A 13030-nucleotide genomic window follows, 5' to 3' on the forward strand; every position below is an offset into this window, starting at 1 on the left:
TGTTTTAGATCAAATTTGCCCAGAAAACCGGCTAATTAGCGGCCTATCTTATTGTTACCAGCTAACTTATTAAGCGAGTCAAAATCGACGATGGTAATGTACTTTCCTTTTACCTCGATCAATTCTGCTTTTTGGAAGCGTCCCAGCAGACGGCTGATGGTTTCAACGGTCAAACCAAGATAGTTACCTATGTCACCGCGTGTCATGGTGAGGCGGAACTCCTTGGGAGAGAATCCACGGCTGCCAAAACGACTGGCCAGATTACTGATGAAGGCCGCTAGACGTTCTTCGGCGTTCTTCTTACTCAGCAGCAAGATCATTTCCTGATCGCTTTGGATCTCGTTGCTCATGAGACGCATGATCTGTTGTCTGAGCTTAGGCATGGTGCCTGAGAGTTCGTCTAAGGTATCGAACGGGATCTCACAGACCATAGAGGTCTCTAGGGCTTGGGCAAAACTTTGATGGGTTTGCGAGTGAATGCCATCGAAACCTATCACATCGCCTGCCAGGTGAAAGCCGGTGATCTGCTCATCACCTTGCTCCGTGATGGTGTAGCTCTTGATGGTGCCTGAGCGTATCGCATAGAGAGATTTTAACGAGTCACCAGACTTAAAAATTTGCTCGCCTTTCTGTATCGGTTTCTTACGTTCGATGATGTCATCAAGCTGATCTAGCTCGTTGTTATTCAACGTGAAAGGAATACATAACGTACCCATACTGCAGTCATGACAATGAATGGCGCATCCGGGTACAGCCGAACGACGACTTTTAATAATATCTGTCATAATCTCTCTCGAATTTCTCAATTAGGCTTATGTTAAACTAATTTAATAGTGACAGCTAGCCTAGCTGAGCAAATGCAATATACAAAGTGTGTATGCCAAAGCTTACTAAGATTAAGCCACTGATAAGCCTTACTTTTCTAGCCTGAACCAACTGGGCGAAATAGCGGGCTGCGACACCGACGCTGACCAGTGCGGGCAGGGTGCCCAGGCCAAAAGCCGCCATGATCAAGGCGCCTTGCTGCGCCGAATTTGCCGCGACCGCCCAGGTCAAGGTGCTATAGACTAGGCCGCAGGGTAACCAACCCCATAGTAGGCCTGCCGCAAAGGCTTGTTTTAAATCTTTTATCGGTAGTAACTTATTGGCGATAGGACCGATGAGACGCCACAATAATTTCCCCACGCGCTCAATCTGCACCACACCAGACCAGAGCTGCGCAATATACAGACCAGTCACTATCATCATCACACCGGCGAATACGCGCATGCCAATTAGGTAGGCATCGATACTGAAGAGGGTACTGAGCAGGCTGGCCGAGCCGCCCACCAGAGCGCCGGCCGTGGTATAGCTTAAGATCCTCCCCAAGTTATAGCTGAGAATAAACTTGAGCTGACCCAGCAGAATATTATCGCTGGCTTTTTTAGGGAGCTGCTGGGAGAAGGCGCCGACCAGGCCACCACACATGCCGATGCAATGGCCCGCGCCCATCAGGCCGACGAGGAAGGCGCCGGTAACGCTAAAATCGATCAACTTGGCGTCGACTCGTCTTTGGTGTCTTTAGGCTTCTGCTTGATGTCATCATCAAACAGGATAGATACGCTCTGCCTGTCGAGATCGTCAAACTGTTCAGATTTCACGGCCCAGAAGAAGATGCCTACGGCAACCAGCACAAACAGCATGGCGATAGGGATCAATACATAGATAATACTCATAAACGAACCTTTAGTAGTCTGAGGCTATTGGCGACAACAATTAATGAGCTGGCCGACATACCTATGGCGGCAATGTAGGGTAACACGTGTCCAGTTACCGCTAAAGGAATGATAAGCAGGTTATAGCCAAGGGCCCAGATCAGGTTCTGCCTGATGATCTGCTCTGTCAGCTTGGCGATACGAACCGCCTGGGGAAAGCGTGAAAGCTGATCGCCAAGCAAGATGAGGTCTGCACTGTTTTTAGCAATATCGGCGCCGCTCCCCATGGCCACCGACAGGTTTGCGCCCGCAAGCACAGGCGCATCATTGACGCCGTCACCGAACATGACCACCTGTTTGCCCTGATCTCTTAGCTGATTGATAAGTTTCAATTTATCTTGCGGCTTTAATCCCTTATGTAAGGTGTCGATACCCACCTCTGCGGCGACTTGTTCGACGTGTTCGCTGGTGTCACCGCTGGCGATGCAGGTGGCAAAGCCCATCTCTTTCAGGGTGTGCAGCGTTGCCTTGGCATCTTCTCGAATCGTATCGCTCAGGGTAAAACCGGCGAGCAAGCGGGTTTTATCGGCGAGGTAGACGCTGTGATTGCCTTCAATATCGCCAAGCTGAGTGTTACCTCGAATAAAATCCACGCTGCCGAGAAAATAGCGGGTGTCATTGACGCTGGCTATCACACCTTCGCCGGCGACATACTGACTATCACTTAGCCGATAACCCGTTTGGTAATAGGGGGCGAACGCCTTAGCGATCGGATGAATCGATTGTGACTCCATGGCGGCGGCAATCGCTAGCACCTCGAGGGATTCTTCTTGAGTAAAACGCTGCGTTTCGCGCAGGGTTAAACTGCCGGAAGTCAGGGTACCCGTCTTATCAAATACCACCTGATCGACTTTTGGCAGCTTTTCAAACACGCCTGGACGGCGGGCCACCACCCCAAGCCTGGTAAAGAGTCCGGTGGCGCAGGTCACCGCCGTTGGCGTTGCTAACGCCAGCGCGCAAGGACAGGTGGCAACTAAGACGGAAAGCGTGACCCAAAAGGCATCTTCGGGCCAATAATGTTTCCACACCAGATAGGTGAGGGCGGCCACGACCAAGATGGTCCAGGTAAAATAGTTCGAGATAGTATCGACGTAGAGGGCCACTTTAGGCTTGTTGTTCGATGCCGCCTCTTGTAAGCGGATGATTTCGGCAACTAGCTGATCTTGCCCGGTCGCCGTGACCTTGACCTGAATCGGGTGGTCCACATTGATGGTACCCGCATATACCCGGCTATTAAGGTTTTTAGTCACCGGCATCTGCTCGCCCGTGAGCATGGCCTCGTTGACACTGCTCATACCCTCGATTATGTCGCCATCGGCGGCGATCACCTCACCGGGCTTGACCATGATGAGGTCTCCCACCTTGAGGCGCTTGGCCGGCACCTCGGTTTGATTACCTTCATCGTCCAGCAGGTTGGCAGTTAGCGGGATCAGTTTATGCAGGTTATTAGAGCTGATGGAGGCCTTCTGCCGTGCATTTTGCTCAAAATAACGACCTAGCAGCAGGAAGAAGGTAAACATGCTCACCGATTCAAAATAGACCTCTCCCTGGCCCGACACCGTGGCGATACAGCTGGCGATATAGGCGCCGCAGATGGCGATAGATACCGACACGTCCATGTTGAGCCTGCCCGATAACATGGCGCGCAGGGCACTAAAATAGAAAGGCTGCGCCGAATAGAAGACCACAGGCGCGGCGAATATCATGCTTACCCAACGGAAATAGTCTCTGAATTCCACATCGAGATCGGTGAAGTAATCCGAGTAGAGCGCCAGGGCAAACATCATTACCTGCATGGTGGCGAAGCCTGCCAGCCCTAATCTAAGCAGGAATTTACGGCTATTCTTCTTGCTCTGAATCTCTTCGTCATCCACCTGATAGGGGGCGGCTTGATAGCCGATACGGCTAATCTGCGCCAAGATCTCCGACAGCTTAATCTTGTCCGGATCCCAGCTGACTTGGGCGCGCTCTGTGGTGGTGTTAACTGCTATCTTATTGATCCCGTCAATATGCTGCAGCTTATGCTCGATCAACCAGGCGCAGGCCGCACAGGTGATGCCATCTATGGTAAGAGAGGTACTGGCACTCTGTTTGTCTTGATGCACGTCTTGGTGCACAAAGTCCTGTTGGACCTCTTTGAGATCGAATGCGGAAAAGGCATTGAGCGCCTCGGGCACCAGCGCCGTCTGCTTGCTGCCAGGTTCGGTACGATACTTATAATAGTTGATGAGCCCCGCCTCTATGATGGCTGCGGAGACGGCCTGGCAGCCGGGACAACACATAGGCTGAGGAACATTATCGATAAGGGTCTCGAATTGGCGGCCGGTAGTCACCGGCTCGCCGCAATGAAAGCAGTTTAACGCATCCATAAAAGATTAGTTTAACCAGTATTGTTGATTATCTTTTAGCTCGAGACGTTTCTGGATGCGCCAGCTGCGATCAAACCCTTCAAGTCTGACTTCCCAACTACCCTGAATTGGCGTGTTGAGCTTGATATGGTAAACCATGTTGCCATCGGCGGTGGCTACCTGGCCAAAGTCCTTTTCTTGTAGGGTAGGGTGATAGAATTCAACATTGAGCGCCGCGGCATAAGGCTCGCCGCCGTGCTGGGTAAGGGTGATCTCATCTTTCGCCAAATGTAACTCAAACTGTAATCCGAGCTGCTTGGCATGTTTAATCTTACGCAGGTCCATGTTAATGGCCTTGCCGTCTTTGTAATAGTCTTCAGAGACTAGGGAATCTTTGTTTTCGACTGCGAGGAACATGAGGTTCACACTGGCAAATACGGCGCACAGCGGCAAAATAATCAGAAACCAAGGCCAAAACTGTTTATACCAAGCTTGTGGTTTATTCATGGATACTACCTGTTATTTTTGTTGGCCATATCTTACCGTTAAATGGCAGTGATAGCACTTAAAAAAAAGGCCTCGATCTGTCTCGAGGCCTTGGTGTTACTTATATGTAATTACTTGTTTGACAAGCTATAAACATAGGCTGAGATGACATGAACTTTCTCTTCGCCCAAGACATCTTTCCAAGCAGGCATCACGCCAGAACGGCCGTTCTTAATGCTCTCTTGGATCACACCGCGGCTACCGCCATACAACCAAGTGTTGTCGGTGAGGTTAGGTGCACCCATGAACTTGTTGCCAGTACCGTCCATACCGTGACAGGCGAAACACCCCTTCATGAATGATGCCTGACCCTGAGCGGCCAACGCTTCATCGTGATCGCGACCAGACAGCTTCACCACGTATTCAGCTAGGCCTTTCAGCTCGCTGTCTTCGATAGGTAGACCGCCTTTTGGAGGCATCATGCCGTGACGACCGTTCATGATGGTCGTCTTGATGGTGGCAAGATCGCCGCCATATAACCAATCACCATCAGTCAGGTTAGGGAAGCCCTTGCTACCGCGCGCGTCACTACCGTGGCACTGAGCACAGTTTTGCAGGAACAGACGACCACCCACTTTGAGGGCCTCTTCGTTCTTCACTAGCTCTTCAAGCGGTGTAGCCAGGTACGCCTCGAAAATCGGGCTGTACTTAGCGTTAGCCTTGACGACTTCTTGGTCATACTGAACCCAGCGATGTTCCTTCTCAGCCAGTTCAACGGCTGCGGCAGAATCTTCCTTGATACCTTTATCGGTACCAATGCTTTGGTTCGAGCTTGACCAACCGAGGAAACCTTTGAAGTTACCTAGGCCTGGGTACGCCGCCAGGTAGACCACACCGAAGATGATGGTGATGTAGAACATATAACTCCACCACTTAGGTAGTGGGTTATTGATCTCTTCAATGCCATCAAAGCTGTGACCCATTGATTTGCCTTCTTCAACACCTGTGGTGTTTTTAGAGACAACAAACAGTAGGATGAAACATCCTGCGATTACCACAATTGTGAGTACGGTAATCCAAATACTCCAGAAGCTACTCATCATCACTTATGTTCTCCTGAGTCCTTGTTCTTCTCATCATCTGAGAAAACAAGGTTAGCGGCCTCGTCGAATTGAGCCTTACGACGACCGCTATAAGCCCATGCAAAAATACCGACAAACGTCACCATGACAACAACGGTAATGATCCCTTGTAATGTGCCGTAATCCATATTTATGCCTCCAATTTATTTCAGTGCGTGACCTAGCGACTGTAGGTATGCAATTAGTGCCTGCATCTCAGTCTTACCTTCAACGGCTTTCTTAGCGTTGTCGATATCTTCTTGAGAGTAAGGCACACCGAAACCACGGAACACTTCCATCTTCTTAGCCGTTAGCTCGCCGTCTAGGACGTTCTCGGCCAACCAAGGGAAGGCAGGCATGTTTGATTGTGGTACTACTGCGCGAGGATCAAGTAGGTGAACTTCATGCCACTTGTCGCTGTAACGACCGCCAACACGGGCCAGGTCTGGACCAGTACGCTTAGAACCCCATAGGAATGGGTGATCCCAAACTGACTCACCGGCAACAGAGTAGTGACCGTAACGCTCAGTCTCAGCACGTAGCGGACGAATCATCTGGCTGTGACAACCTACGCAACCTTCACGGATGTAGATGTCACGACCTTCTAACTCAAGCGCTGAGTATGGACGCAGTCCATTTACAGGCTCAGTAGTGTCTTTTTGGAAAAGCAGGGGAGTGATCTGTACCAGGCCACCAATACTGATAGCAATAACGGTAAAGATACCAAGCAGACCGATGTTTTTCTCGACTATCTCATGATTAAATTTCATCAAATCTACTCCTTATGCTTCAGCCAACGCTGGCAAAGATTCTTTTGGCGCCTTAACTGTCTTAACCACGTTGTATGCCATCAGTAGCATACCAGTGACGAAGAACAGGCCGCCTAAGAAGCGAACAAAGTAGAATGGGTATGACGCTTCCAAACCTTCAACGAAGCTGTAGGTTAGGGTGCCGTCAGAGTTAACTGCACGCCACATCAGACCTTGCATAACACCCGAGATCCACATTGAAACGATATAAAGTACAGTACCGATAGTCGCCAACCAGAAGTGAACGTTAATCAGTTGTGTGCTGTACATACGACCGTGTCCGTAGATTGCAGGGATCAGGTGGTATAGCGAACCGATAGATACCATAGCCACCCAGCCTAGTGCGCCTGAGTGTACGTGACCTACGGTCCAGTCGGTGTAGTGAGACAATGCGTTAACAGTCTTAATGGCCATCATAGGACCTTCGAAGGTCGACATACCATAGAAAGACAGAGAAACGATCAAGAAACGCAGAACAGGGTCGGTTCTTAGCTTATGCCAAGCACCAGACAGAGTCATAATACCGTTGATCATACCGCCCCAAGAAGGTGCGAACAGGATCAGAGACATCACCATACCCAGTGACTGTGTCCAGTCTGGTAGCGCTGTGTAGTGCAGGTGATGTGGACCCGCCCAGATGTACAGTGCAATCAAAGCCCAGAAGTGAACGATAGACAGACGGTAAGAATAAACAGGACGACCCGCTTGCTTAGGTACGAAGTAGTACATCATACCCAGGAAACCAGCAGTCAGTAGGAAGCCAACGGCGTTGTGGCCATACCACCATTGCACCATGGCATCGACGGCACCAGAGTATAATGAGTATGACTTGAACAGGCTGACAGGTACTGCCATAGAGTTCACGATATGCAGTACTGCAACCGTGATGATGAAGGCGCCGAAGAACCAGTTTGCCACATAGATGTGTGACGTGGTTCGCTTAACAATTGTGCCAAAGAACACAACGGCATAGGCTACCCATACTATGGTAATAGCGATGTCGATAGGCCATTCAAGTTCAGCGTATTCTTTACTGCTGGTCAGACCCAGCGGCAGAGTAATAACGGCTGAAAGAATAATGGCTTGCCATCCCCAGAAGGTAAATGCAGCTAACTTAGGTGCAAATAGGCGGGTTTGGCAGGTACGCTGGACGATATAATAGGATGTTGCAAATAACGCTGAAGTACCAAACGCGAAAATCACGGCGTTGGTGTGCAGAGGTCGTAGACGACTGTACGTTAGCCATGGAGTTTCGAAGTTGAGTTGTGGCCAGATTAACTGGGCCGCGATCAATACACCTACCGTCATACCAATAATGCCCCACAGTACTGTGGTAAGGGCAAATTGGCGGACAACGGTGTAATTGTAATCAGCGCCTTGAGGCTGGGAATGGTTCATCATATTGCTTCCACTGCTTATTACTTATACTTATTGTTTGAGTAAAGTGGCACTTTACCCGGTAAAATGACATCAAAGGCTTGTTTCCCTACGAAACAAACAAGATTGTGTCAATGTGTCACGCAACATTAACGCAAATTAATGCCGAGTAACGCAATGATACTTGAGCAATATCAAAAAAGATAGGAATTATGCGGCCAGGGATATTGATCCAGATCAAACTACCTGGATAGAATGTAAACACTATGATTCAAAAGGTTAATAATTGTGCTACTGAATCGACACTTCCCCGTTACTTCGCTCGTTGCAAGCCTGTTTTTGATGGTCTTGGCAACAGGCTGTGAAAAGCCCCAAAAAGCACCTGAACAAGCGCTAAAATCCGCGACTAAGGCCACTTTTGAAATCGACACCAGCCTATGCGATTTTCATCAAGGCGCTTGCGCTAAGCAGATAGGCGAAACCCTGATTTCGCTGGCGATTTCTCCAGCAGATTCTTCAAGTGAAAAACCCTTATCTGTTACCTTAACTAGTGGTGTAACACTTGATAACCTCGAGGTAAGGGTTGAGGGCAGAGATATGTTTATGGGGGTTATTCCAGTTATTTTAAGTGAAACGGCTAAAAACACCTATCAAGGAACGCTAATATACGGCTCTTGCAGCAGCAATTATATGGTGTGGCGTCTTATCGCTAGCTTCGAGATAGACGGTCAGTCTAAGACTGTTATGTACGATTTTTTGGCCGACAACTCAGGCCGCAACGACTAAAAATTGTACTGATTGCTTTGTGTAGCGAGTTAGCCCTAGATCCCTGTGTAGCCAAACTCGTTCCCATCACAGCTCAACTATGGCACTCGCTAATTGGCATCAGACAGGGCTAATCGCACCTTATTGAAATGTTCTATGTTGTCGATGAAGAGTGTGGTTAGCGCGGGGTCGAAATGGGTACCCGAACCTTTTGCAATCTCTTCAATCACCTCATCCAGCGGCCAAGCGGGTTTATAACAACGTTTGTGGGATAGGGCGTCAAATACGTCCGCGATAGCGACAATGCGCGCAAAGATATGAATCTCTTCTCCTTTCAAGCCATCAGGGTAACCACTGCCATCATACTTCTCATGATGTTGTAGGGCGATAATCGCAGCGGCGTTGAGGATAGGGCGCTCGGAATTTCCCAAGATCTGATGGCCGATGGCAGGGTGCTGGCGCATGATCTGCCACTCTTCATCGGTTAATTTACCCGGCTTTAATAGCACAGAATCCGGGGTCGCTATTTTGCCGATATCGTGCATCGGCGACGCGTGTTTAATCAGATCAGCCTGTTGATCGTCTAGGCCTGCGAGTTTTGCCAGGGTATAGCAGTATTCGGCCATACGCTTAACATGGTTGGCGGCCTCTTTTGAGCGGCTCTCGACCACATCACCCAGGCGGAAGATGAGTTCCGACTGGGTGTCTTCCAGCTCTTTGTTCAGCAGCAGGTTCTCAAAGGCAACCCCCACATTGATGGCAAAGATATCGATAAGTTTCTTATCCAGATCGCCAATCGCATGTATGTTGTCCATATATAGCAGGTTTATCCACCCACTCTTGGCGGGGAAGTAGCCGACGAACAAGTTGTCCTCATACAGACATGTCTTTTCCTCCAAGGCACGTTTGAGTAATTTCTCTATAGGTTCGGGTATGGCTTTTTCATGGTGACTGGCAAATTGGCCGGTACCAGCCAAGATGTGGAGTTTATCTGTACTCAACTCTTTGCTCATTGCATCGATGGCATTGCAGGTTAACAGCAGAGTCTCATTGTTGAGGTTGAGGAGATTGGCCACCTGAGTCAACAGGCCATCGGCAAAATGATGCAGCGTTCTCAATTCAAACAGGCCTGAGGTGGCCTTGACGACTCGTTCTAGTCCCTCTCGGTACCGAATTTGCGTCTGCTTGGCCGCTTCGATTTCCATGATGTCGCGGTAACTTCTTAGGGCAGAGTAGACGCTGGTGATCAGCTTACGAGAATCCAGTTCGGCTTTGGCCTTGTAATCGTTAATGTCGTAATTAACGATTACATCTTCTTCCGGCGCTTGCCCGGGCTGTCCGGTGCGTAGGATTAATCTTATGCTTTGATTGTTATGTTCTTCGCGGATCCATTTTACCAGCTCAAGACCGGCATGATCGCTCTCCATGACCACATCGATAAACGCCATGGCCACGTCTTTTTCTTCTTGTAACACCCGCTTAGCTTCTTCGCCGCTATAGGCATTAATAAACTCGATGCCGCGGTTATCTAGCTTGAACCTAGACAATGCTAGCTTGGTTACCGTGTGTACATCGGGCTCATCGTCGACGATGAGTATGCGCCAGGCCGGTCCTGTTTCTGCTTCGGCTGCTTTCTTTTTACCTGAGAACAGTGGACTCTTTTTTGCCATATCAATCAGCATCCGTACCCCTCTTAGGTGAATTTAATAGACCTTAATATTTAGTGTAGTAACTTGCGCTCAATTTGGCTGGAGAATTTAGACTGGCAAGAAATTAAAATTGTAGATTAAATGAGGCAGTTAGCCAGCTCCGTCAAGATAAAGGATGGCTAAGCCACAACGGGGAGAGTAACGGTTCCGGCATATTTTTATCCAAGCTAGAGTTTGAATCTTAACCAGGTGAGTAATTGTTCGCCTAAGTGCTGCATTCTATTGAATATTTTGTATGTTTTGTTGCTATAGTAGGTTGAGCGAAACTTAAGTGCCTCAATTTTATGGAGACGACTCTTGCACGCCATCCCCTTATTTGAAGCTATAGACTATATCGAAGTAGGTAATCCCACTGTCAATCAGCATGTTACGGCAATTACCATGAATTGCGTCGAAGACGCGGGCTATGTTTATGAACTGGCGTCGGATCTTCTTTTCGCGCAGCGAGAAAACGAAAACAGCTATAAGAGCTTTCGCAGTGAAATTACCTGCTTCCTACATTGGTGCTTCGATGTAGTACAGCAGTCACCCGGCCAGATCAGCAGGCGAGACATGGATAGATTTGTCGCTTACTGCCAGTCACCGCCACAAGACTTGATCGGTCAATTTAACGTCGCCCAGTTTAAACTCGACAAATCGACTCAGCAGCGAGTGCCAAACCCGCAATGGCGGCCCTTTGTCGGCAAGCGAGGCGAAAAATATCACCTCAGCGATAATGCCCTGAAGACTAAGATGGCGATTCTCTCCTCATTCTATGGATTTCTCATGGCGGAAGACTATTGTGAGCGTAATCCGGCCCAGGCCTGGATGAACCATTCTAAATTTGCCCATAAGCGTAAGTTTGCTATGAGCGAAGAGGAGGGCAGTGGTCTCGCCTTTACCGAGTTGCAATGGTCCTATGTGATCTCAACCGTTGAACGGCTAGCCAAAGTTGACCCTGAGCAATATCAACGTAGTCTGTTCTTGATCAAGTTGATTTACGGTTGCTATCTGCGGGTATCTGACGTGAGTGCGAGAGCAGGTTACAGTCCTATCATGGGTCAATTTAAGCAAGATAAACAGACAGGTATCTGGCGTTTCCATATCCTCAAGAGTAAAGGCGGTAAACAGCGACAAATTCCCTTGTCCAATGCGTTATTGACCGCGCTAAAACAGTACAGAAAGTTTTTAGGCCTGGCACCTTTACCTGGTTATCAGGAACAAACCCCGATTTTTGTTCGCCATAGGGCCGCCGGGCGAGGACGCGAGGCGGGATTGATCGATGCTAATCTGGGTATTCGCCAGGTGAGGGAGTCTGTACAGTCGCTTATCAATCAGGCCGCCGATGTCGCTGCAGAAGATGGACTTTTAGAAGATGCAGAAGTGATGCGAAAATTGACCGTTCATAGTATCCGCCATACGGGGATCACCCACGATATCAACCTTAATGGCAGGCCGCTTTCCCACGTTCAGGCCGATGCAGGGCACGAGAGTATAGACACCACATCGCAATATTTGCATACGTCTCAGGCGGAGAGGCATCAGAGTGCAGCCAATAAACCTATAGATAGGTTAGCCGGCATCGAATAACAAGTATTGAATCCTCAAAAAGCCCGTGTCAGGGAAGACACGGGGGGGAGCCTAAAGCGGTCGCATCGCTTAAGTATCTCAAACAGGAAAGACTTAATAGATAGGGCTCTAATTTGAGTTGACTCTATTAGTCTAAAGATACTGTTTTGCGGTTCGATGTCACTTAGATGACACATCCATGACACTTTGCACATTAATAATGCTATGTTTTTAATATGTTTTCTCAGGTTGATACCATTATGATGACCAGGTGAGCGAATTTTGACCACAAAGTCTAAACCGGATATTAGATTCGAATTATCACAAATAGTGACTTCCAATAAGTGCTTTCCCAATTAGCCAGACAGACTAATGCCGATAAGTATCATTATCGGCATCTCACCAAAAGAGTGATTTAAGCCTTGTTGGCTAATAGAACTGATTTTCGCAGTGCTCGTTATTCGTTTTAAGATTGCTCGTTAGACAGATTTACTCAAGCTTGCCAGACGTTGAGTGGCCTGTGGTTAGTTTTCATGAATTGAGCCTTATGACTAGTCGCTTATGATTTAATGATAAGACCCGTTGTTAATGGTCAGTATCTTAAGGACCACTTGATAAGTGGCTTGCGATTGCAGCCAAAGCATTAACAAGACTAAGCATTGACCAGAAAAAGCATCGGCCTGAGCCTCTATTTGTACCTAGTCTCTGTACAACTGGTCACGCTACTGATTGTGAAATACGAAATAAGGACTTAGAACTCAGTCAAACTCAAACTAGTCAAACTCAAACTAGTCAAACTCAAACTAGTCAAACTCAAACTAGTCAAACTCAAACTAGTCGAACTCAAACTAGTCGAACTCGAATGAAAGAGTATCACCACTATGAGTTTTGCTCGGCAAGTTGCCATACCCAACAAGGTTCTAGCAATAAACTTTGTCCTTTACTTGCTGACATTCTGTTTGCTGCTGATATTCAAGCTGGTTTAAGGAAAAGACTTAGATAGCATTACTAACTCTAGGTGCGCAGGATTTTTTAAATAGTTCCTATAACCCCTGAGCCCAGGCTAATTTCGTTCCAAATTACACGCGTCGCTACGTGCACGAAATAACTTAA

Annotated in this window: 12 protein-coding genes; 2 read left to right on the plus strand and 10 right to left on the minus strand. The window is 48.3% G+C overall.

The window, feature by feature from the left end; genetic code table 11:
* Window positions 1–35 precede the first annotated feature (35 nt).
* The 9 genes from etrA to ccoN all read right to left on the minus strand — a co-directional run bounded on the left by etrA (window position 36) and on the right by ccoN (window position 7919).
* On the minus strand, window positions 36–785 hold the full coding sequence (etrA, locus tag DB48_RS16180) for an electron transport transcriptional regulator EtrA (RefSeq protein WP_041511248.1): 750 nt from the start codon (window positions 783–785) through the stop codon (window positions 36–38).
* Between the two features lie 55 nt (window positions 786–840).
* Window positions 841–1533, minus strand: coding sequence for a sulfite exporter TauE/SafE family protein (locus DB48_RS16185; RefSeq protein WP_041511249.1), 693 nt, complete (start codon window positions 1531–1533; stop codon window positions 841–843).
* Window positions 1530–1715: a cbb3-type cytochrome oxidase assembly protein CcoS gene (gene ccoS, locus DB48_RS16190; RefSeq protein WP_041511250.1), complete on the minus strand. Its 186-nt coding sequence runs from the start codon at window positions 1713–1715 to the stop codon at window positions 1530–1532. Before ccoS ends, DB48_RS16185 begins: the two co-directional genes overlap by 4 nt.
* Window positions 1712–4123, minus strand: coding sequence for a heavy metal translocating P-type ATPase (locus DB48_RS16195; RefSeq protein WP_041511251.1), 2412 nt, complete (start codon window positions 4121–4123; stop codon window positions 1712–1714). The genes ccoS and DB48_RS16195 overlap by 4 nt, the downstream gene beginning before the upstream one ends.
* Before the next feature lie 6 nt (window positions 4124–4129).
* Entirely contained in the window at window positions 4130–4609 is a 480-nt protein-coding gene (locus DB48_RS16200; protein ID WP_041511252.1) for a FixH family protein, read from the minus strand.
* Between the two features lie 110 nt (window positions 4610–4719).
* Window positions 4720–5688 (minus strand): cytochrome-c oxidase, cbb3-type subunit III, encoded by a 969-nt coding sequence (ccoP, locus tag DB48_RS16205; RefSeq protein ID WP_041511410.1) that lies wholly within the window; start codon window positions 5686–5688, stop codon window positions 4720–4722.
* A 2-nt stretch (window positions 5689–5690) separates the two neighbouring features.
* Window positions 5691–5858 (minus strand): CcoQ/FixQ family Cbb3-type cytochrome c oxidase assembly chaperone, encoded by a 168-nt coding sequence (locus DB48_RS16210; protein WP_041511253.1) that lies wholly within the window; start codon window positions 5856–5858, stop codon window positions 5691–5693.
* A gap of 15 nt (window positions 5859–5873) precedes the next feature.
* On the minus strand, window positions 5874–6479 hold the full coding sequence (gene ccoO / locus DB48_RS16215) for a cytochrome-c oxidase, cbb3-type subunit II (protein ID WP_041511254.1): 606 nt from the start codon (window positions 6477–6479) through the stop codon (window positions 5874–5876).
* 12 nt (window positions 6480–6491) lie between these two features.
* Window positions 6492–7919 (minus strand): cytochrome-c oxidase, cbb3-type subunit I, encoded by a 1428-nt coding sequence (gene ccoN, locus DB48_RS16220; protein ID WP_041511255.1) that lies wholly within the window; start codon window positions 7917–7919, stop codon window positions 6492–6494.
* Window positions 7920–8183: 264 nt separating this feature from the next.
* On the opposite strand from ccoN, the gene DB48_RS16225 reads away from it, so the two are divergent.
* On the plus strand, window positions 8184–8681 hold the full coding sequence (locus DB48_RS16225) for a hypothetical protein (RefSeq protein ID WP_162484111.1): 498 nt from the start codon (window positions 8184–8186) through the stop codon (window positions 8679–8681).
* An 89-nt stretch (window positions 8682–8770) separates the two neighbouring features.
* Here the strand turns inward: DB48_RS16225 and DB48_RS16230 are convergent, their stop codons facing one another.
* Entirely contained in the window at window positions 8771–10342 is a 1572-nt protein-coding gene (locus DB48_RS16230) for a DUF3369 domain-containing protein (protein ID WP_041511256.1), read from the minus strand.
* 324 nt (window positions 10343–10666) lie between these two features.
* On the opposite strand from DB48_RS16230, the gene DB48_RS16235 reads away from it, so the two are divergent.
* On the plus strand, window positions 10667–11938 hold the full coding sequence (locus tag DB48_RS16235) for a tyrosine-type recombinase/integrase (RefSeq protein ID WP_152619184.1): 1272 nt from the start codon (window positions 10667–10669) through the stop codon (window positions 11936–11938).
* Window positions 11939–13030 lie beyond the last annotated feature (1092 nt).

The sequence above is a fragment of the Shewanella sp. cp20 genome, assembly GCF_000832025.1.
In the GTDB taxonomy this organism is placed as follows: Bacteria; Pseudomonadota; Gammaproteobacteria; order Enterobacterales; family Shewanellaceae; genus Shewanella.